This window comes from Terrabacter sp. GCM10028922 (assembly GCF_042666095.1).
Lineage (GTDB): Bacteria > Actinomycetota > Actinomycetes > Actinomycetales > Dermatophilaceae > Terrabacter.
In genome coordinates, this window is sequence record NZ_JBHTFG010000006.1 from 200,733 (window position 1) to 221,261 (window position 20,529).

Sequence of the window (20,529 nt, forward strand, 5' to 3'; positions counted from 1 at the left end):
CCCGTCTGCAGCGGTGGTCGGTCCAGCGGTCACAGTGCCGGCAGGGGCAGCTTCCACAGCCAGGTCTCGAGCAGCTCCCGCGTCGCCTTGCCGGCCTGCACGCCGGCTTCGCCTCCGAGCCGATCGGTAGCTGCCCTGGCTGAGTGCGCCACGGCGTGGTCGATGAACATGTCGGTGCTGACAGTGGCGTGCCGGTTTGACGTCACCCAGTCGCGGAGCATTCCGAAGAAGGCCGTGTCGCCGGTGTGGTGCCGGAGTGCATGCAGGGTCAGCGCGCCCCGTTTGTAGACCCGGTCGTCGAACATGAGGTCGGGTCCCGGGTCGGCAAGGACGATGTCCTGCGGCAGCCGGGCCAGGCGTGCCCAGTGCGTGGTCGCGTTGACGTCGGCGGGCACGTCGTCGGCATGCTCGGCCCACAGCCACTCGGCGTAGCAGGCGAAGCCCTCGTTGAGCCAGATGTCGGCCCAGTTCGCCGTGGTGAGGCTGTTGCCGAACCACTGGTGGGCGAGCTCGTGTGCGACGAGGCGCTCGTGCCGCCGCTCGCCGTCGAGCCAGTTGGGCCCAAAGGTCGCCAAGGCGTGGGCTTCGAGCGGTATCTCGAGGTCGTCGGCGGTGACGACGACCGTGTAGTCGTCGAAGGGGTACGGGCCGAAGAGCGCTGTGTAGAGGCGGGTCATCTCGGGTAGGCGGGCCAGGTCGTGCAGGACCGGTTGCTCTCGTGATGGCGGGAGCGCCACGGTGATCGGGACCGGGGCAGGGGCAAGGTCGCGGCGCACGTAGCGCCCGACATGGACGGTCGCGAGGTACGTCGCCATCGGCACGTCCTGCACGAAGACGCGGCGGGTCCGGCTGCCGCGCACCCGCGTCGACTCGAGGGTGCCCGTCGCGATGACGTCGTAGGGAGAGTCGCACTCGAACGACAACCGGAAGGTGGCTTTCGTCCGGGGGTGGTCGTTGCACGGAAACCACGTGGGGGCGCCGTTGGGCTGGGCCGCGACGAGTGCACCCTCGCTCAGCTCCTCCCAGCCGACGTCTCCCCAGCGGGTCGAGGCGGGACCGGGCGTGCCGGCATACGTGATCGCCACCGGTGTGCGCTCGCCGCGGTTCAGTGGAACCGAGGGGGTCACCATGACGCGGGGACCGCGGTGCGTCCACTTCGCGGCAGTGCCGCCGACCGAGACCTTGAGCACGCGCAGGCCGACGAGGTCGATGACCAGGCGGCGCAGGTCCTCCAGGGCCACGATGTCCAGGACCGCCCGACCGGAGAGCCGGTTGCTCGACACCTTGTAGTCGAGGTCCAGGTCGTAGTGGGTCACCTCGTATGCCGGGTCGCCCCGGTCTGGGGTGTACGGGTCGGTGAGAACGGGGACCGGACCGGTGAAGCCACCGCCCATCAAGCACGGTCCCCGATGCCGTGAGCCGGTGCCGTCGACCCGGCACGCGACCCGGCACGCGACCCGGCGGCGTCGGCCCATGGCGCGATCGGGTTGCCGGTCCAGCGGCTGCCGCGCGGCACGGACTCGCCCCGCAGGACCAGGGATCCAGGCCCCACCGTGGCAGCGGCGCCGATGCTGGCGGCGGGGAGGATGACGCCGTTGGGCCCGAGCGTGGCGCCGTCGTCGAGCGTGACCGTGTCCATGCTCATGATTCGATCATGGAAGAGATGGGTCTGTAGGACGCAGCCCCGGTTGACCGTCACCCCGTCTCCGAGGCGCACGAGGTCGGCCTCAGGCAGCCAGTAGGTCTCGCACCAGACGCCCCGTCCGATCCGGGCGCCGAGGCTGCGCAGCCAGACGTTGATGGCCGGCGTGCCCGTGGCTGTCCAGGCGAACCACGGCCCGGCCACCATCTCGACGAAGGTGTCGACGACCTCGTTGCGCCAGACGAACGAGCTCCACAAGGGATGCTCGACGACGCCGATCCGCCCCACGACGGTCCACTTCGCGATAGTCGTCACAGTGGCCGCGACCGCCCCTGACGCTGCGAGCACCACGCCGCTGAGGGCGGCGGCGCCCAACAGGCCCAGGCCGCTCGTGAGCCACTCGAGGGTTACGAGCACGGCGACGCCGATCGCGACGGTGACCATGACCGGGACGATGCGGCACAGCTCGACGAAACCGCGAACCACCTTCAGCCGCAAGGGCGGTGCGAATGTGCGCTCATCGTCCGACCCTTGCGGTGGTCGCCTCAGTCGCACCGGTGGGCTGCCGAGCCAGCTCGATCCGGCCTTCGACTTCAGCGGTGCGGCGGACAGCACGGCCACGAGCCCGTGCTTCGGCACGCGACGCCCGGGGGCCGTCATCCCACTGTTGCCGAGGAAGGCGCGTTTGCCGATCTTGGCCGGGGCGATGTGCACCCAGCCGTGGCCGAGCTCGTACCCGGCCACCATCGTGTCGTCGGCGAGGAAGGCTCCGTCAGCGACGGAGGACATCGAGGGAAGCAGGAGCACGGTGGACGCCTCGACGTCCTTGCCGACCTTGGCGCCGAGGGCCCGCAGCCACGCCGGTGTCAGGAGGCTGGCGTAGATCGGGAACAGGAGCGTACGGGCCTGGTCGAGGAGTCGTTCGACAGCCCACACCTGCCACCCGACCCGGCTGCGCACGGGGTAGTACCCCTCCCGCAGCCCCATCCCCAAGAGCCGCACCAGCACGATCGTCGTGGCGGCGAGGGTCACCAGCGCCGTCACCGTCAGGAGCGGCACCGCGGCGAATGCCTGGACGGTGGCGGCGCGTGCGTCCGTGGCCCGGGCGACCGTGCCGCCGATGAGGGCCACCGCCGGGAGCAGCGCGACGAACGGCAGGAGGGAGAGGGCGACGCCCGAGATGCCGTAGACAGCGACCCAAGCGGGAGCGTTCGGTGGGCGAGTGGTGGGCCAGCCGGCGTGGCCCGGTGCGGTGACGCGTTCAGCGGGGGAGCCGGCGACGACACGTCCTGGGCGCACGGACTTCAGGACGGACGACCCCGCCTCGACGATCACGTCGCGCCCGATGTGCACGTCGGGTCCGATGGTGCTGCGGGCGCCGACGATCGCATCACGACCGATGTGGACCGGGCCGACGTGGACCACGTCGCCGTCGAGCCAGTAGCCGGAGAGGTCGACTTCCGGTTCGATGCTCGCGCCGGAGCCGATCGTCAACATTCCGGTGACGGGTGGGACAGAGTGCAGGTCGACGCCCGAACCGATGGACGCGCCGAGAAGCTTGGCGTAGTAGACGATCCACGGTGCACCGGCCATCGTCACAGCGCCCATGGCGTCGGCGAATCGCTCCGCGGCCCACAGGCGCAGCTGGACCGAGCCCCCGCGCGGATACGTGCCCGGACGCACGCCGGCGAGCAGGGCGCGGGCGGCCAGCGCCGACAGGCCCATCCGTCCCACCGGCGTGATGAACGCCAGCCAGCCGACCCCGAGTGCCCACCACGACACCGGCACGGTCCACGTCGCGAGGCCCGCGAGGCGCAGCAGCTCGGTGATCGTGGCCAGGGCGACGAGCCACTGCAGGCCCTTGACGGTCAGGAGGATGACCGAGACGAGGGTCTGGACGAGCTGCGTGCGACGGGGAATCCGGCGCACGACGCGGTCGACGGCGGACGCGTCACTGGGCGTCATGCTGTCGAGCAGCTCGGCCTGCGCGCCGAGGCGCGGATGGGCGTGGACGTCAGCGACAGTCAACGTCGGATAGCGCTCGCGCAGCAGGGACACGAGCCGGGCGGATGACAGGCTGCCACCACCGTGGTCGAAGAAGTCAGCGTCCGCGGTGCGCACGTCGGTGCCGAGCACCGCGGCCCAGTGGCCGGCCAGCCAGGCGGCAGTCCCCGAGAGGTCGGTCGGCTCGTCGGTGGAGGCCCCGGGCAGCGGCCAGGGCAGCGCCGCCCGGTCAACCTTGCCGGACGTGCGGGTCGGCAGGGTCTCGGCAAGCGCGAGCGTCGGCACGAGCGCCGCGGGCAGCTCCTCGTGGAGCCGGGCCAGCGCCGCGGTGCGGTCGAAGCTGTCGGGGTCCTCGGGAACGACGTACCCGACGAGCACCTGGCTTCCGGCCGTCGTCGTCTTGACGGCGGCCGCGGCTCCCGAGACGCCCGGCAACCCCTGCAGGGCCGCGTCCACCTCGCCGAGCTCGATCCGTCGCCCACCCAGCTTGACCTGCTCGTCCGCGCGTCCGACGAAGACGAGCCCGTCGGGGTCGTTGACCACGAGGTCACCCGAGCGGTAGGCCCGCTCCCATCCGAGGGTCGGCATGGCGGCGTACTTCTCGGCGTCCTTGGCGGGGTCGAGGTAGCGAGCGAGCCCGACTCCGCCGATGATGAGCTGCCCCGTCTCTCCCACTTGGACCGGCCGGCCGTCCGGGCCGACGACGGCAAGGTCCCAGCCGTCGAGGGGGAGGCCGATGCGGATCGGCGTGGTGCCGTCGAGCCGGGCACCGCACGCGACCACGGTGGCCTCGGTGGGACCGTAGGTGTTCCACACTTCTCGGTCGGGCGCCACCAGGCGTTCAGCGAGCTCTGGTGGGCATGCCTCCCCGCCGAAGATGAGCAGGCGCACCGGCTCGAGGGCCTCGGCCGGCCAGAGTGCAGCGAGCGTGGGCACGGTCGACACGACCGTCACGTCCTGGGCGACGAGCCACGGCCCGAGGTCCATGCCGGTGCGCACGAGACTGCGCGGCGCCGTGACGAGGCAAGCGCCGTGGCCCCAGGCGAGCCACATCTCCTCACACGAGGCGTCGAAGGCGACGGACAGGCCGGCGAGTACGCGATCGTCGGACCCGATGGGGCTGTCCTGCAAGAACATCCGCGACTCGGCGTCCACGAAGGCAGCGGCCGAGCGGTGGGACACCGCCACACCGTTGGGTACGCCGGTCGACCCGGAGGTGAAGATCACCCACGCGTCGTCATCGATCGTCACGATGGTCGGCTCCTCAGGAGCGTCCCGTGTGCTGGGAGGGGTGGGAGACCTGACGTTCGACGGGACCGCGATCTGACGCTTTGCCCCGATCACCGCCGAGACGGCCGCCTCTGAGAACACGAGGTCCGCCCGCTCCTGGGGATCGTCCACGTCCACCGGAACGTACGCGGCTCCGGCGTGCAGGACGCCGAGGATCGCGATGTAGAGGTCGACCGTCCCGGAGGGCACACGCACCCCGACGCGGTCGCCTCGGCGTACGCCGGCGGCCGCGAGTCCGGCCGCGGTGCGCATGGCCTGCTCGGTCAGCTGCGTATAGCTCAGGACCGTCCTGGTGTCGTCAAGAGCCGGAGCGTCGGGATGCTTGGCGGTGGTCTCGGCCAAGATGTCCACCAGCGTCCTCGGAGGCGCTGCTCGGGCGCCAGCCAGCAGGGGATCGTTCACGCACTACTCCTCGGGTCCCGTGCCGGCGCACGGGCTCACAGGACGGACCGTAGACGGGCCGGGTTAACGGAGGGTGCTGCGTGTCCCTTCGCGGCGCGCACACCCCGTGGCAAGGGCTGGGCCAGCGGCTCGGGTGTTCGGCAACGGTTCACGAGCCCGCCACGTCGTTGGCACGAACCTGCCCGGACTTGCTCCCTACGGTCGAGACGTCAGAACTGACCAGAGCAGAGGATCTCCGATGCACGTGCGTCTTGTCGTCACCACCCTGGCGCTCGCAGGCACCGTCGCAGTGGGCGCAACCGGCTCGCCCGTGGCAGCGGCAACAGAGGCAACCAGCACCTCCGGCGCGGTGGCTGGGCAGCGCATACTCCCGCAGAAGACCCAGTTCGACCTCCAGACCCACCGCGGTGGGATCGGCATGACGACCGAGGAGTCGCTGGAGGGCTTCGCGAAAGCGATGCGCCTCGGCGTGACCACCCTCGAGCTCGACACGCAGGTGACGAAGGACGAGAAGGTCGTCGTCACCCATGACCGCCAGGTCAACGCCCAGAAGTGCCGCGACACGGCCCCGGTCGCGGCCGGTGACCCGACATACCCGTACGTCGGGAAGTACATCAAGGACCTCACGCTCGCCCAGATCAAGACCGTGGACTGCGGCTACCAGCAGCTGCCCGGCTTTCCTGAGCAGGAGCAGGTGGTCGGCTTCCGAATGGCCGAGCTGAAGGACGTGCTCGACCTCGTCAAGGCCTACGACGCCAAGCAGGTCAGCCTCAACATCGAGACCAAGGTCGAGGCCGGCGCGCCGGAGCAGACAGCGCCCCGCACTCTGTTCGTGCGTCGGGTCTTCGAGGAGATCCGCGGTTCCGGCATCGAGGATCAGGTCACGATCCAGTCGTTCGACTGGGGTGCGCTCAACGAGATGCACCGGCTCGCGCCGACGTGGCCGCTCGTCGCCCTGACGAACTACGACTTCCTGCAGGTCGGCAAGCCCGGCGCCTCGCCGTGGCTCGGTGGCGTGGACTCGGACGACTTCGGCGGCGACTTCGTCGCCACGGCCGCGGCCGCCGTGCCGGGGCTGACCGCGCTCTCGCCCAACTACGGCTTCCCGCAGAACGGGAAGGTCGGCGACACCGGCTTCCGCTTCTACCCGGACCCGGCCATGGTCGCGGCGGCCCACGCGCGCGGGCTCAAGGTGATCCCCTGGACGTGCGACGACCCCGCCACGGTGGATGCGCTCATCGACATCGGCGTCGACGGCGTCATCACCAACTACCCCAACCGGGTTCGGCAACTCATGGTCGACCGCGGCATGCGCCTGCCCAAGGCATACACGCCCCGCTGAGCCGGCACCGCTCTTCCGCCCTCCACCGTCCCCTCCACGACCCAGGAGTTCCCATGGTCAACCTCGACCGTCGCCGCTTCCTCCAGATCGCGGGCGGCGCCGCAGCAGCGACGATGCTGAACGAGAGCATCGCCAAAGCGGCGGCGATCCCCGCCAACCGCGCCACCGGCTCCCTGCAGGACGTCGAGCACATCGTCGTCCTCATGCAGGAGAACCGCTCCTTCGAGCACTACCTCGGCAGCCTCCGCGGCGTCAGAGGGTTCGGAGACCCGCACCCAGTCCAGCTCCCGAGCGGGATGAACGTGTGGCACCAGTCCGACGGCACGCGCGACATCCTCCCGTTCCATCCGAGCGTCGACGACCTCGGCGCGGCCTTTCTCGAAGGCCTGCCGCACAGCTGGACCGACGGCCAGGCCGCGGTCAACAGGGGGCACTACGACGGCTGGGTGCCCGCCAAGGGAACGACGACGATGGCGTACCTCAAACGTCAGGACGCCGCCTTCCACTACGCGCTCGCCGACGCGTTCACGGTGTGCGACGCGTACTACTGCTCGTTCATCGGCAACACCGACCCGAACCGCTACTACATGTGGTCGGGCTGGACCGGCAACGACGGCAAGGGCGGTGGACCGGTCCTCTACAACGACGAGCTCGGCTACGACTGGCGCACCTACCCGGAGCGGCTCGAGCAGGCGGGCGTGTCGTGGAAGGTCTACCAGGACGAGGGGACCGGGCTCGACGGCGCCGGCTCGTGGGGCTGGACGTCCGACCCCTACATCGGAAACTACGGCGACAACTCGTTGCTCTACTTCAACGCGTACCGCAACGCGGCGCCCGACTCCCCGCTCTACCGGAAGGCCCGGGTCGGCACCAAGGCCACCGAAGGGCAGGACTACTTCGAGCTGCTGCGCCGCGACGTCGAGGCAGACGCCCTGCCCGCGGTCAGCTGGATCGCGGCACCCGAGGCGTTCAGCGAGCACTCGAACTGGCCGACCAACTACGGCGCCTGGTACATCTCCAAGGTCCTCGACACCCTCACCTCGAACCCCGAGGTGTGGGCCAAGACGATCCTGCTCATCACCTACGACGAGAACGACGGCTTCTTCGACCACCTCGTCCCGCCACACGCGAACTCGCCTGTCATTCCTGGCGCTTCGACCGTGCCGACGGACCACGAGTTCTATGACGGCGAGCATGGCCCAGGCGCGTACGGGATGGGCCCGCGGGTGCCGATGTTCGTCGTGTCGCCGTGGAGCACGGGCGGCTGGGTCGCGTCCGAGACGTTCGACCACACCTCGATCCTTCGGCTCATGGAGGCTCGCTTCGGCGTCGACGAGCCGAACATCACCCCGTGGCGACGCTCCGTCGCCGGCGACCTGACATCGGCGTTCGACTTCTCCAAGACGGTCGAGAAGGTGCCGACCCTGCCGAGCACGACCAGCTGGAAGCCGTTCGACGACCAGCGCCACCCCGACTACCGGCCCACGCCTCCTCGCCAGGGCTCGATGCCGTCGCAGGAGCCCGGCACCCGCCCAGCGCGCCCGACCCCATACGACCTCGACGTCCGTGAGCACCGGACGAGCGGCGCCATCACCGTCGACCTCGACAACCTCGGCCGCCGTGGCGTGCATGTGCAGGCCCGGCTCATCGAGCCCGCCGGCGCGCCGCACAGCTACACCATTGGTTCCGGCGACGAGCTGCGAGCCACATGGCCCGTCACGGGGGAGTATGACATCCACCTCCACGGCCCGAACGGCTTCTTCCGCCGCTATGCCGGCAACATCGGCACCGACCGAGTCCGAGTCGAGTTGACCCGGGTCGGTCGCACCCAGCGCCTCTCCGTCGCCGTCGAGGCGCCGCGTGGCATCGAGGTCACTCTCGAGAATGCGTACGGCGACCGAACCAGGGTCGGCATTCGACCCGTCGTCATCGACACGACCGCGACTGGCGGCTGGTACGACCTCACGGTTGTTGCGGGGGACACGTCGTTCCTGCGTGCCTTCGCCGGTCATCTCGAGAACGGACACCCCTCCATCAGCGAACCCGCCCTTGGTGGCGTCGTCGAGGGCTGACCGGGCCGCTCGTCCACTCGTGTACACGTACAGTCATGCCGAATTGGCATGACCGCAGGGCGTCAAGCCTGGTCAGGGCACTCTGCCTCCGCTCTCAAGTGCTGCGCGTGGTTCATCGGCCACCCTCGCCTCTTCAGCCACTGCTCGGCCGAGGCCGCGCTCTGGAAGCCGCGGAGTGGCAGGAACACTGCCTGGTTGCCGACGATGCGCTGGCCTTGCTTGCTGTTGATGAACGTGACCAGTCGAGCGGAGACACTCGTCCCGGTGACGTCCGACTCGACTGTGGACACTACGTGCTCAGTGACCTGGCGGGGGCTCGGGATGCTCTCCGTTTGCCACGGCTTCGACCCAGTCCACTCCCGCGTCTGAGAGCTGGAAGCCATCCGGCCCGGTGTCGTGCAGCCACCACGCGCCAGCGGGGAGAGAGCCTCCCACTCGGACGAGATCATCCAGGACTGGCGGGTCGAGCGTTGCCCCGTTGTTGGCGACAAGCCAGTCGCGGCTTTCCTGTCGAAGGAGGGGCCACCAGGCTTCAAGGCTCATAGCTCCCACACTCCTCGCACCCATCCCCACGAGCAACCTCTGGAACGCTGCCGACGGCGGGCCCGGACGACCCAGCGGGCGCTGCACCTGGATGACTCTCCGGATCACACGGCGGGGTCCTTGCGCCTGATGTTGGTCCAGCCCGTCCAGCCGCGCTCCTCGAGGAGCTCGAGGAGGCGGTGCGCGCACGGGAACGACTCGACGAACGCCGTGTCGAGCAGCGCGACCACGTCGTCGCTGACGGGGTGTTCCTCCTCCATCCCCTCGGCCTCGGCTGCCGCCGCCTCGATGAAGGCGGCGACCCGGTCCGCCAGCGCGGGCAGCCGCGGGTCGTCGGGCCCGCAGTCGGCGAGGTCCCCGATGTCGAGATACAGCCGACGCAGCACCTCGGGCTCGATCTGCGCGTGCTTGATCGCCATGAGGGCCCGCACTGCGCCCGGCATCTGGGCAGCGATCAGGATCCAGCTGTCGCGCTCGACCTCGATCACCCGCTCCCGGGAAGCCGAGCTCGCGCATCCGGTCGAGGTACGCGACCGCTTCGGGCGGCAGGGCCAGGCTCTCGCCGGCTGCGAGCTTGGCAATCCGCTCCCGGTGACGCTGGCGCTCCCGGATCTCGGCGCGCAGGCGGCGGTCGATGTCCTCGACTGCCGCTGCGAACTCCGGGCCACCCGCCGCCAGGAGTTCCTGCACTCGCGAGAGCGGGACGCCGGCGTCGGCGAGGGTGCGGATCTTGACGAGGTCGACCACCGCGGCCGCGTCGTAGCGCCGGTAGCCCGAGTGGTCGCGCCCGGGCTCGGGCAGCAACCCCTTGGCGTGGTAGTGACGGACCGCGCGCACCGTCACGCCGGCGTACGACGCGATCTGGCTGATCGTCAGCATGGCCCTATTCTGCGAGCTTCCTGGCCAGGTCGCGGTTGAGCGACGCGCGCCACTGCCCAGGTACGACGTGGTGCCGCGCAAGTGCTCATTCCAGAACTCGTGTCTCAACTGCGTTGTTCGTCGGTGGGGTGGGTCAGGCGACCTTGCTGCGGTAAGTGCGCATCGCGAGCGCGTACGCGACGAGCAGCAGGGCGACGCACCAGGCGAGGGCGATCCAGCCGTCGTTGCCGAGCGGCTGTTCGGCGTAGAGGCTCCGGATGGTGTTGACGATCGAGGTGACCGGCTGGTGGTCTGCGAACCAGCGCACCGGGCCCGGCATGCCGGAGGTGGGCACGAAGGCCGAGCTGATGAAGGGCAGGAAGATCAGCGGGTAGGAGAACCCGCTCACGCCGTCGACCGACTTCGCGGTCAGCCCGGGGATCACGGCCAGCCACGTCAGCGCCAGCGTGAACAGCACCATGATCCCGAGCACCGCGAGCCAGGCCAGCACTCCGGCACCGGAGCGGAAGCCCATCGCCACCGCGACGAGGACGACGAGCACGAGCGAGGTCAGGTTCGCCACGACCGAGGTCAGCACGTGGCTCCACAACACGGCCGACCGGGTGATCGGCATCGACTGGAACCGTTCGAAGATGCCGCCCGAGACGTCGGTGAAGAGCCGGAAAGCGGTGTAGGCGATGCCGGATGCGACCGTGATGAGCAGGATCCCGGGCAGCAGGTAGTTGACGTATGAGCTGCCGCCGACATCGATCGCGCCGCCGAAGACGTAGACGAATAGCAGCAGCATCGCGATCGGTGTGACGGCGGTGGTGATGATCGTGTCCGGGCTGCGCAGGATATGGCGCAGGGACCGCTTGAGCAGGACGGTCGTGTCGTGGACGAAGTAGGTGGTCATCCCTGGGTCCTTGCCTGTGAGGGGCCGTCGTGGCCGACGATAGCGAGGAAGATGTCTTCGAGGCTCGGCTGCTTCTCGACGTACTCGACCTCGGTCGGCGGGAGCAGCTGCTTGAGCTCGGCGAGGGTGCCGTCGGCGATGATCCGGCCCTCGTGAAGGACCGCGATCCGGTCCGCGAGATGCTCGGCGTCGTCGAGGTACTGCGTCGTGAGCAGCAGCGTGGTGCCGTGACCAGCGAGCTCTTGCACGGTCTTCCAGACCTCGATCCGGGACTGTGGGTCAAGGCCGGTCGTCGGCTCGTCGAGGAAGAGCACGGGCGGGTCGCCGATGAGGCTCATCGCGATGTCGAGGCGCCGGCGCATGCCGCCGGAATAGGTCGCCGTCCTTCGCCCAGCCGCGTCCGTGAGCGCGAACCGAGCGAGCAGGCCGTCGGCGATCAGGCCTGCGTTCCTGAGACGTCGCAGCTGGGCGACCAGGACGAGGTTCTCCCGCCCGGTGAGGATCTCGTCGACGGCGGCGAACTGTCCGGTGAGGCTGATCGACTCGCGGACCTTCGCGGGCTCGGTGGCGACGTCGTACCCGTTGACGGTCGCGGTCCCGCCGTCGGCCTTGAGCAGCGTGGACAGGATCTTCACCGCGGTGGTCTTGCCGGCGCCGTTGGAGCCCAGCAGGGCGAAGATGGTGCCCGCGGGGACGCTCAGATCTACGCCCCTGAGCACCGCATGGTCGCCGTAGGACTTGGTGAGCCCGACGATCTCGATGGCTGGTTTCGTGGTCATGACCGCAAGCCTGCAACCCTGACCCTGCGTCAAGGTCAAGTCTCATTTTCGCCGGCGTCTTCTGCGCCGCCCCATACGGGCCGCGGGCGCGCCATACCCCCCTACCCACGGCTGATCAGGGGCGGAATCGGTAGCCCATCCCCGGTTCGGTGAGGAAGTGGCGGGGGCGGGTCGGTTCCGGTTCGAGCTTTCGGCGCAGTTGGGTCATGTAGAGCCGGAGGTTGGCGGGTTGGTTCACGGATGTGGGTCCCCATACCTGGGCGAGCAGCTGTCGCTGGGACATGAGCTTGCCTGGCTGCCGGACGAGCGCCTCGAGCAGGCTCCATTCCGTGGGGGTCAGGTGCACCGGTTGCGTGTCGCCGTCACCGAATGTCCGGGTGATGGCCTTGTCTGCGAGGTCGACCGTGACGTCGCCGAACTCGACACGCGGCGCCGGGGCGGTGTCGCCGGGGAGCGATCGCCGGGTGACGGCGCGCATTCGTGCGAGAAGCTCGTCCATGCCGAAGGGCTTGGTCACGTAGTCGTCGGCTCCTGCGTCCAGGGCGGCGACCTTGTCCTGGCCGGCGCCACGACCGGACAGGACGATGATGGGCACATCGCTCCAGCCACGTACGCCATGGATCACTTCCACGCCGTCGAGGTCGGGCAGCCCCAGGTCGAGGATGACCAGGTCGGGGGAGACGGACGCGACGGTTCGTAGGGCTTCGGCGCCCGAGGTCGCGACGTGCACGTCGTGGTCTCGGGCGCGCAGGTTGATCCGAAGCGCGCGGGCGAGCTGGGGGTCGTCGTCGACGACCAGGACGCGAGTCACTGCTCGGCTCCCGGATCGGTGGGCAGGGCGAGCACCATGGTCAGCCCTCCGTCGGCGGTCTCCGTGGGCGTGAGCGTCCCACCCATCGCCTCGGCCAACCCACGGGACAGGGCCAGGCCGATGCCGAGCCCCGAGGTGTTGTCGGTGTCGCCGAGCCGCTGGAACGGACTGAAGATGCGCTCTCTGTCCCGTTCGGGGACGCCGCGGCCGTGGTCGATGACGTGGAGTTCGACTCGGTCGCCACAGGCACGGCCCGTCAGTACAGGGGGTGCAGCGTCCGGACCTCCGTGACGCAGGGCATTGCCGATGATGTTGACCAGGACGCGCATGACGAGCGCGGCGTCCCCGACGACCGCGGGCAGCTCATCGGGCAGGTCGATGACCGCGTTCGCCGCGTCGGGACCCAGCTCGTCAAGGACCGGGGGAAGGAGCTCATCGAGCCACAGCGTCTGGTGCAGGACGGTGAGCACTCCGGCGCGCAGGCGTGACAGGTCGAGCAGGTCGGACACCAGCGAGGCGAGCCGGGTCAACGACTCGTCTGCCGTGGCGAGAAGCTCGTCGCGTTCGTCGTCGGTCCATGTGACGTCTCGGCTGCGCAGGCTGGTGACGGCGGCCGTCGCCGAAGCGAGCGGCGTGCGCAGGTCGTGTCCGACGGCAGCGAGCAGCGCGTCTCGCAGCCCTTCGGATGCCTCGAGCCGAGCGGCGAGGGCAGCGCTGCGGGCCAGCTCGTCCCGTTCGAGCAGCGCCTGCGCCTGAGCCGCGAAGGCACCGAGGATGGCTCGGTCCGACGAGCCGAGCAGGCGTCCCGAGAGGGCGAGGACGAGGTCTTCTCCGGCGGGAAGGTGCACATCGGCCGTCGCCGGTTCCCGGGGGGCGTCCGGGCCTCGTGAGCCGACCACGTGCCACGTCTCCGCGGCGGCCGGGTCTCGGCGCAGCAGGCTCGCCGAGGTCATCCCGAAGGCCCGCCGCATCTGCTCGAGCAGCGTCGGCAGGGCGTCCTCGCCGCGCAGTGTCGCGCGCGCGACCTCCGAGAGGGTCCGTGCCTCGGCGGCCGCTCGTGCCGCCGTCGAGGCCGTCGTAGCGGCCCGGTGCACGACACCGCTGACCAGCAGCCCGACCACCACGAAACCCACGACTGTCCAGATGTTGTGGGGCTGACCGATCTCCAGCGTGCGCACCGGCGGGATGAACCAGTAGTTGAGCAGGGTGGAGCTCAGCAGCGCGCAGAGGATCGCTGACCACAGGCCGCCGACGAGGGCTGTGACGATGACGGCCAGCAGCAGAGCCAACGAGTCACCAGCGAGACCGAGACCCGGGCCGAGGGCGACCAGGCCCGTGGTGATGACGACGGGCAGGACGACCGCCAAGGCAAGCCCGGTGAGCCGACGCGCGCGGGGCAGGCCACTGACGGTGGACAGCTCGGGGAGCGCGCCCAGCGGCATACCCACGTCTTCGGTCACGCAGCCATCCTTGCGCAATCCTTGCGGCAGGACCGAACTCCCTTGCAACACCTATGCGGACGCGCCCATAGCGTCGAGAGGTGCTCAATCAACTGTCCACGGCCAAGCGCCTGCTCGTCGGTCGTCCCCTGCGCAACGAGAACCTCGAGGAGACGTTGCTGCAGAAGCGCATCGCCCTTCCCATCTTCGCCTCCGACCCCCTCTCATCCGTCGCCTACGCCACCGAGGCGATCCTCAAGGTCCTCACGCTCGGGGGCCTCGCGTACCTCTACCTCACGCCGTGGATGGCGGCTGCCGTCGTCGTGCTGCTGATCACGGTGGTCATCTCGTACCGGCAGGTTGTCATGGCGTACCCGAGCGGCGGCGGGTCGTACGAGGTGGTGCGTGACAACCTCGGCCAGGGCGCGGCCATGGTCGTGGCCGCGTCGCTGATGGTCGACTACGTCATGACCGTCGCCGTGTCCGTGGCCGCCGGCATCGACAACGTCATCTCCGCAGTGCCCGCCCTCAACGCCCAGCGGGTCACCATCGCGGTCGCCGTCATCGCGGCTCTGACCCTCATGAACCTGCGCGGGACACGCGAGTCGGGACGGGCGTTCGCTGTGCCGACCTACGTGTTCGTGACCTGCATCCTGGCCGTCAGCGCGTTCGGCCTGATCCGGGCGCTCCTCGGGGACGCGCCGGTGGCCGAGAGCGCCGGCTACTCCGTGCACGCCGAACAGACCGGCTTGACCGGCCTGGCGCTGCTCTTCCTCGCGCTCAAGGCATTCTCCTCCGGGTGCACCGCCCTGACCGGGGTCGAGGCCATCAGCAACGGCGTCCCCGCCTTCCGTACGCCGAAGTCACGCAACGCGGCCCGAACCCTCGTCGCCATGGGGGCCCTCGCGGTGGCGATGTTCGTCGGCATCACGGTCCTGGCCATCGTCGCCAAAGTCCACGTCGCAGACACGACGTGTGACCTGATCGGGTTCCGCGGCGACTGCGAGTCGGACCCCCAGCAGACCGTCATCGCCCAGCTCGCATCGGCGGTCTTCGGCGCGGGAAGCGTGATGTTCTATCTCGTGCAGGCATCGACCGCGCTGGTGCTCATCCTCGCGGCCAACACCGCCTACAACGGCTTCCCGATGCTCGCGTCGCTCCTGGCACAACACCGGCTCATGCCGACGCAGCTACGCACCAGAGGCGACCGGCTGGCGTACAGCAACGGCATCGTCGCGCTCGCCCTGGTCGCCGGTCTGCTGGTCGTCGCCTACCACGCGGATGTCGACCAGCTGCTGCACCTCTACATCCTGGGCGTCTTCACCAGCTTCACCCTCAGCCAGGTCGGCATGGTCCGGCACTGGAACCGTGAGCTCCAGGTCGTGATCGCCCCAGGAGTCAGGCGCCGCATCAACGGCGCCCGGCTCTTGAACGCCTTCGGCGCCACCCTGACCGGACTCGTCCTCGTCATCGTGCTCGTCACCAAGTTCACCGGCGGCGCCTACCTCGTGGTCATCGCAGTGCCGCTGCTCTGCCTGCTGATGCGCGCCGTCAACCGCCACTACGCCAAGGTCACCCAAGAGCTCAGCCCCACCAGAGACGCGCGGCTGCTGCCGAGCCGGGTCCACGCCATCGTGCTGGTGTCGCGCGTCAACGAGCCGGTGCTGCGCGCCATCGCCTATGCACGCGCCACCCGCCCGTCATCGCTCACCGCGCTCACCGTCTGTGTCGACCCCGAAGAGGCGCGCACCATCGAGGACGACTGGGGCGAGGCGGACCTGCCAGTGCCACTGACCCTGCTCGACTCGCCGTTCCGAGACATCACCACACCCGTCGTGGACCACGTCATGCGGCTGCGCACGGACAACCCGCACGACCTCGTCGTCGTCTTCATCCCCGAGTACGTCGTCGACCGCTGGTGGGAGGGCATCCTGCACAACCAGAGCGCCCTGCGGCTCAAGCTCCGGCTGCTCACCCTGCCCGGCGTCGTGGTGACGAGCGTCCCGTACCACCTGGCGGCCGACACCGATGAGCACGCGGAGGTCAGTCGCGCATGAGGTCTCGAACCGCGACCGCAGGCTCAGCCGCCGACGTGAATGTGCGGACGTCGGCTCTCCTCGGGCTCGGCGCGGCGCAGGATCTCGTGGACGAGCGGTGGGACGTCGCCCTCGCCGGCAATGAGGAATCGCAGCACGTTCTGGCCCGGGGCCTTCTGGCTCCATTCGAAGTACGCGTGCGGCGGCTTGCTCATCCGGTCGCGCACATCGAGAAGCACGGCGGCCAGGACATTCGGCACCGAGGGCCCTGTCGCACGAAGCACGCGGTGGCCGCCGACCACCTCGGACGTCACGTGCACGGTGGTCTCGAAGTCGCTGGCGTCGCTGATCTCGACCTCGAGGAAGATCGCGCCCTGCCGCGCGTTGAGGTGGTTGAACATCCGGATCTCCAGCGACTTCTCGCGGTACTCATCCCGGTCGCCGGCTTGGCGCTTGTTGGCGATGAAGCGCATCGGCTGCGGGCCGAGGGCAGCGTCGTCGAGCATCGCCCGGGCCCCGTCGTCGTAGACCACCTGCAGCACGCGCAGCTCGGTGGAGCGGGCGATGCGGGACCAGACGCTGATCACGACGATCAGGGCGATGAAGACACCGGCGATGAGCAGGCCCTCTGGGCGGTCGACGATCGTGACGGCGAACGTGTACACGAACACGGCGCTGACGACGGCGAAGAAGGCGGCGGTGCCGCGGTGGCCCCGGCGCAGCTCGGCCAGGAACACGGCGATCGCAGCGGAGGTCATCAGCGCGAGGACGCCGGTGGCGTATGCGCCGGCCTGCTGGTCGACGCTCGCCCCGAACGCGAGGGTCACCACGGCCGCGATGAACGACAGGACCAGGACGAGCGGGCGGGTGGAACGCGCCCAGTCCGGAGCCATGCCGTACCTGGGCAGGTAGCGCGGCACGATGTTGAGCAGCCCGGCCATGGCCGATGCCCCCGCGAACCACAGGATGCCGATGGTGGCCGCGTCGTAGACGGTGCCGAAGGCGTCACCGAACAGCTCGTGGGCGAGGTACGCGAGCGCACGCCCGTTGGCCTCGCCGCCGGGCTCGAACTGCTCGTGCGGGATGAGCAGGGTCGTCACGAGCGAGGACCCGAGCAGCATGACGCTCATGATGAGGGCAGCCGTGGTGAGCAGCTTCTTGGCGTTGCGGATACGCCCGACCGGGTGCGCCTCGGTGTCGCCCGCGTCCCCCTTGACGAGGGGCATGACGACGACGCCGGTCTCGAAGCCCGACAGTCCCAACGCCAGGGCCGGGCACACGGGCAGAGCCGCGCCGATGATCCCGAACGGAGCGGAGTGCTCGAGCGTCATCGCACTCGTCCAGTCGCTGAACGCCGTCGGGTGGTCGCCCAGCTCGACCGCGGCGCGACCGATGACGACGAGGCTCAGACCGAGGTAGGCGACGACGAGGACCACGGCGACACCGATCGCCTCCTTGGAGCCCTTGAGGAACACACCGGCCAGGGCGACGAGCAGCGCGAGGGTCACGACCACGTTGCGACCTTCGAGTGCCTCGTGCAGGTACGGGTTCTCGATCAGGTGGGCCGTGGCGTCGGCGGCCGACAGCGTGATCGTGATGATGAATCCGGTGGCCACGAACCCGATGAGGCACAGCACGAGCACCTTGCTCGGCCAGTACGACAGCAGCCGCTCGAGCATCGACAGGCTGCCGTCACCGTGCGGGCTCTCTTCCGCGACCCGGCGGTACATCGGCAACGCGGCGAAGACCGTGATCAGCACGAGCACGAGGGTTGCCACCGGCGAGAGCGCTCCGGCGGCGAGCGCGGCGATCCCGGGTTGGTAGCCGAGGGTGGAGAAGTAGTCGACGCCAGTCAGGCACATGACGCGCCACTACGGCTGCACGTGCGCCTTCGCCGTGGCCTCCCGTTCACTCTCGTAGTAGCCGCCGGTGTCGGCCTCGTCGGCGTCAAGCAGCCACCGGGTGAACGGGGTGCGCTCGCGCTGTTGCGTAGTCACAGCGGGCGAGTCTATGGGCCTGAGCCGAGCCCTCATCGTGCTGGGTGTCAACCACGCGTCAGAACCAGTCGTCAAGGGGCCGACGTTCTGCCCTTGACCCATCGGCGCTGGAAGAGGAGTGCCCATGATCGAGAACACCATGGTCATCCTCACCGGCGTAGCCGTACTGGCCCATCTGGTCTATCTCCTGTGGCACGACGGCCGACATTGACAACGAAGAAACCCCGAACCCAGCGAGTCACGGCGCGTTCGGCGCGTCGCGTCCCACCCATGCCCGCAAAAGCCCTTGACCTGCAGGTATGCGGTCGAGGGGCGCTCCTCGTGTCGCGTTCCTTCCGGCTGGTTCCCGTCCAAACGCGGACGGTTACGCGGCCTCCTGAGTCCCGGCGCTGCGGGTCACGAGCGGCCCCTTGCTCTCGAACGGCTGGGCGATTCGAGTCGTCGGGCACGAAGGCGAAGGGAAGTGACGACTCGTGCGCGACGCCAGTGGGAAGAGCGGGCGCGACTTCGGGGCGGCGATGGCGGTTCGTCGCGGGACGGGCCCGAAATCGACATGCCATCGGCACGGCCTCCACCGAATCAGCGGATAGGGCTCCTCGCAAGCGCGCAGAGCCCGGCAGACATCCCAGGTTCTGCCGGCGTCAAGCGGCCTTGTGAATGTGGTGGTCCCAGGCCGGTTGTTCGTCGTAGTGGGTGTGGGTCTCAAGGCAGCCGTGGAGGATCCCGACGAGTCGGTTGGCGAGCTGGCGCAGGGCGGCGTGGTGGCTGGTGCCGCGGTCCGGAGGCGACAGGTCCGTCGAGTCCGCGCAGAAGTGCGGGGGACCGTCATGAGGGGCGAATGCTGATTCGCCGGCCTTCCGCCAATCGTTGACAAGGGTGGGTGTTGGGAATCTATGCTTTGTCCCACATCGATCGACTGTTTCGCGATATGGCACAGCGGTCGAGCCGATGACCTACCTGCATCAGAAAGCGCGACACGCAGTTCGCCCCGGTCGTCCGTGGCGACCGCGGCGGAGAGCGACGGTGCCCTGATCGAAACCGGAGACACCCTGTCCACCACCACGACCGCGGCGCACGACGAAATCCCCTCGTCGAGTCGCACCTCCATCACATGGCAAGTGAAGTTCGTCCTGCTCGCCGCCATCTGTGGCTCCAATTTCCTGTTCATGAAGGTGGGGCTTCAGAGCTTCTCCGCGGTTCAGGTCGCGACGTTCCGCCTGGTAGTCGGCGCGGCAATCCTCTGTGGGGCGCTCCACGTGAGGGGAGGGCGACTGCCCCACTCAGTGCGCGGCTGGTGGCACCCGCTCGTCGCCGGCGGGCTGCTGGCTACCTTGCCCTGCATTCTGTTCGTGGCTTCGACGGAACGGGTCTCCTCCGGCCTCGCCGGCATCGGCAGTGCGACGACTCCGCTCTTCGCCGCTCTGTTCGGCTTCCTTCTGGTGCCCCACGACCGGCCCGCGCCGTACAAGATGATGGCGGTGCTCGCCGGCTTCGCCGGGGTGGTCATCATCATGGAGCCCTGGCAGTCACTGGGTCGCCCGGACGCCCTCGGCTTCGGCATGTCCTTGGCAGCGGCAGCGAGCTGGGCGCTGGGCTGGGCCTACTACTGCCGGTTCATGCAGGACAGCGATGCAGGCCACCTGTCGGTGCCAACGGCGCTGCTCGTGGCCGGCGCGGGCTTGATGCTTCCGGTGCTGCTGGCGTGGTGGTGGCTGAACCGGGACGAGTACGTGACACCGTGGGGCGGCCACACGGCCGACGAGTTCACGCTGATGCCAGTGCTGGCCGTGCTCGTCCTAGGCGTGATCGGAACAGCCATCGCCTATGCCCTCCAGCTGGACGTCGTTCGCGACGCTGGGGCCACGGTGGGTGCTTCGATCACGTACCTGGTGCCCGTGGTGTCGGTCGCCCTTGGCGTCGGTGTCTTGGGCGAGCACGTCGGGGGACCGCAGCTGATCGGCGCCGCCGTCGGCGTGACCGCCGTTGCCGTCATCGGGCTGCCGACTCGACAGCAGGTCAGGGCGGGCGTGGGCGCCGACGCTTCGTCCATCCCGAGTGACGAGAGGCACGAACATGACGCTGCACCTGGAGAGTGACGCTGTCGAGCGTCTGTGCAATTAGCGAAGCGGGAAACACCTCGGCGTCGAGACAAGCTGGACCTGCGTGAGACGGCGGGGCGCAAGGAACACCCGATCAGCGACGGCTGTTCGCCGAGTCCGGCTTCTAGGCGGATGCTCGTCAAGGGAGGTCCGTTCCAACGCGGTGACGTGTATTGGTTCGAAGACCCAGCCATTCCCGAGGCGCGGTTGAGGTTGTGCTCACAGCACTCGTGGACGCTCCACCTCCATATGCGTGCACTGGAAACGCACGGATAGGTGGCAGTCCGAGAGCAGCGCCG

General features: G+C 69.2%; 13 protein-coding genes and 2 pseudogenes. 4 read left to right on the plus strand and 11 right to left on the minus strand.

Going from position 1 to position 20,529, the window contains the following annotated elements; all coding sequences use genetic code 11:
• Window positions 1-29 precede the first annotated feature (29 nt).
• On the minus strand, window positions 30-1,394 hold the full coding sequence (locus ACFQU3_RS05810; protein WP_385907677.1) for a M1 family metallopeptidase: 1,365 nt from the start codon (window positions 1,392-1,394) through the stop codon (window positions 30-32).
• Window positions 1,394-5,338 carry a Pls/PosA family non-ribosomal peptide synthetase gene (locus ACFQU3_RS05815; RefSeq protein WP_385907679.1) on the minus strand — a complete coding sequence of 1,315 codons (3,945 nt, stop codon included), beginning with the start codon at window positions 5,336-5,338 and terminating at the stop codon, window positions 1,394-1,396. The genes ACFQU3_RS05810 and ACFQU3_RS05815 overlap by 1 nt, the downstream gene beginning before the upstream one ends.
• Before the next feature lie 238 nt (window positions 5,339-5,576).
• Here ACFQU3_RS05815 and ACFQU3_RS05820 point away from each other — a divergent pair, with 238 nt between their 5' ends.
• A complete protein-coding gene (locus tag ACFQU3_RS05820; protein ID WP_385907681.1) occupies window positions 5,577-6,680 on the plus strand; it encodes a glycerophosphodiester phosphodiesterase family protein in 1,104 nt (367 codons plus the stop codon).
• A 53-nt stretch (window positions 6,681-6,733) separates the two neighbouring features.
• Complete coding sequence (locus ACFQU3_RS05825) at window positions 6,734-8,752, plus strand: phosphocholine-specific phospholipase C (RefSeq protein WP_385907683.1); 2,019 nt, start codon at window positions 6,734-6,736, stop codon at window positions 8,750-8,752.
• Window positions 8,753-9,399: 647 nt separating this feature from the next.
• Here ACFQU3_RS05825 and ACFQU3_RS05830 read toward each other — a convergent pair.
• The 6 genes and pseudogenes from ACFQU3_RS05830 to ACFQU3_RS05855 all read right to left on the minus strand — a co-directional run bounded on the left by ACFQU3_RS05830 (window position 9,400) and on the right by ACFQU3_RS05855 (window position 14,119).
• Complete coding sequence (locus ACFQU3_RS05830; protein ID WP_385908294.1) at window positions 9,400-9,714, minus strand: hypothetical protein; 315 nt, start codon at window positions 9,712-9,714, stop codon at window positions 9,400-9,402.
• Window positions 9,715-10,024: 310 nt separating this feature from the next.
• Window positions 10,025-10,174: pseudogene (locus ACFQU3_RS05835) on the minus strand (MerR family transcriptional regulator); the annotation flags it as partial.
• Between the two features lie 133 nt (window positions 10,175-10,307).
• A complete protein-coding gene (locus tag ACFQU3_RS05840) occupies window positions 10,308-11,069 on the minus strand; it encodes an ABC transporter permease (RefSeq protein WP_385907685.1) in 762 nt (253 codons plus the stop codon).
• On the minus strand, window positions 11,066-11,848 hold the full coding sequence (locus tag ACFQU3_RS05845) for an ABC transporter ATP-binding protein (protein ID WP_385907687.1): 783 nt from the start codon (window positions 11,846-11,848) through the stop codon (window positions 11,066-11,068). The genes ACFQU3_RS05840 and ACFQU3_RS05845 overlap by 4 nt, the downstream gene beginning before the upstream one ends.
• A gap of 115 nt (window positions 11,849-11,963) precedes the next feature.
• Window positions 11,964-12,659: a response regulator gene (locus ACFQU3_RS05850; RefSeq protein WP_385907689.1), complete on the minus strand. Its 696-nt coding sequence runs from the start codon at window positions 12,657-12,659 to the stop codon at window positions 11,964-11,966.
• Window positions 12,656-14,119: a DUF4118 domain-containing protein gene (locus ACFQU3_RS05855; protein ID WP_385907691.1), complete on the minus strand. Its 1,464-nt coding sequence runs from the start codon at window positions 14,117-14,119 to the stop codon at window positions 12,656-12,658. The genes ACFQU3_RS05850 and ACFQU3_RS05855 overlap by 4 nt, the downstream gene beginning before the upstream one ends.
• 80 nt (window positions 14,120-14,199) lie before the next feature.
• Between ACFQU3_RS05855 and ACFQU3_RS05860 the strand changes: the two genes are divergently transcribed.
• On the plus strand, window positions 14,200-16,155 hold the full coding sequence (locus ACFQU3_RS05860) for an APC family permease (protein WP_385907693.1): 1,956 nt from the start codon (window positions 14,200-14,202) through the stop codon (window positions 16,153-16,155).
• A 23-nt stretch (window positions 16,156-16,178) separates the two neighbouring features.
• Here the strand turns inward: ACFQU3_RS05860 and ACFQU3_RS05865 are convergent, their stop codons facing one another.
• The 3 genes and pseudogenes from ACFQU3_RS05865 to ACFQU3_RS05875 form a co-directional block, all read right to left on the minus strand.
• Window positions 16,179-17,996 carry an amino acid permease gene (locus tag ACFQU3_RS05865; protein WP_385907695.1) on the minus strand — a complete coding sequence of 606 codons (1,818 nt, stop codon included), beginning with the start codon at window positions 17,994-17,996 and terminating at the stop codon, window positions 16,179-16,181.
• Between the two features lie 9 nt (window positions 17,997-18,005).
• Entirely contained in the window at window positions 18,006-18,131 is a 126-nt protein-coding gene (locus ACFQU3_RS05870) for a hypothetical protein (RefSeq protein WP_385907697.1), read from the minus strand.
• Between the two features lie 641 nt (window positions 18,132-18,772).
• A pseudogene (locus tag ACFQU3_RS05875) lies at window positions 18,773-18,904 on the minus strand (IS110 family transposase); the annotation flags it as partial.
• A gap of 225 nt (window positions 18,905-19,129) precedes the next feature.
• On the opposite strand from ACFQU3_RS05875, the gene ACFQU3_RS05880 reads away from it, so the two are divergent.
• On the plus strand, window positions 19,130-20,227 hold the full coding sequence (locus ACFQU3_RS05880; protein ID WP_385907699.1) for a DMT family transporter: 1,098 nt from the start codon (window positions 19,130-19,132) through the stop codon (window positions 20,225-20,227).
• Window positions 20,228-20,529: the final 302 nt, after the last annotated feature.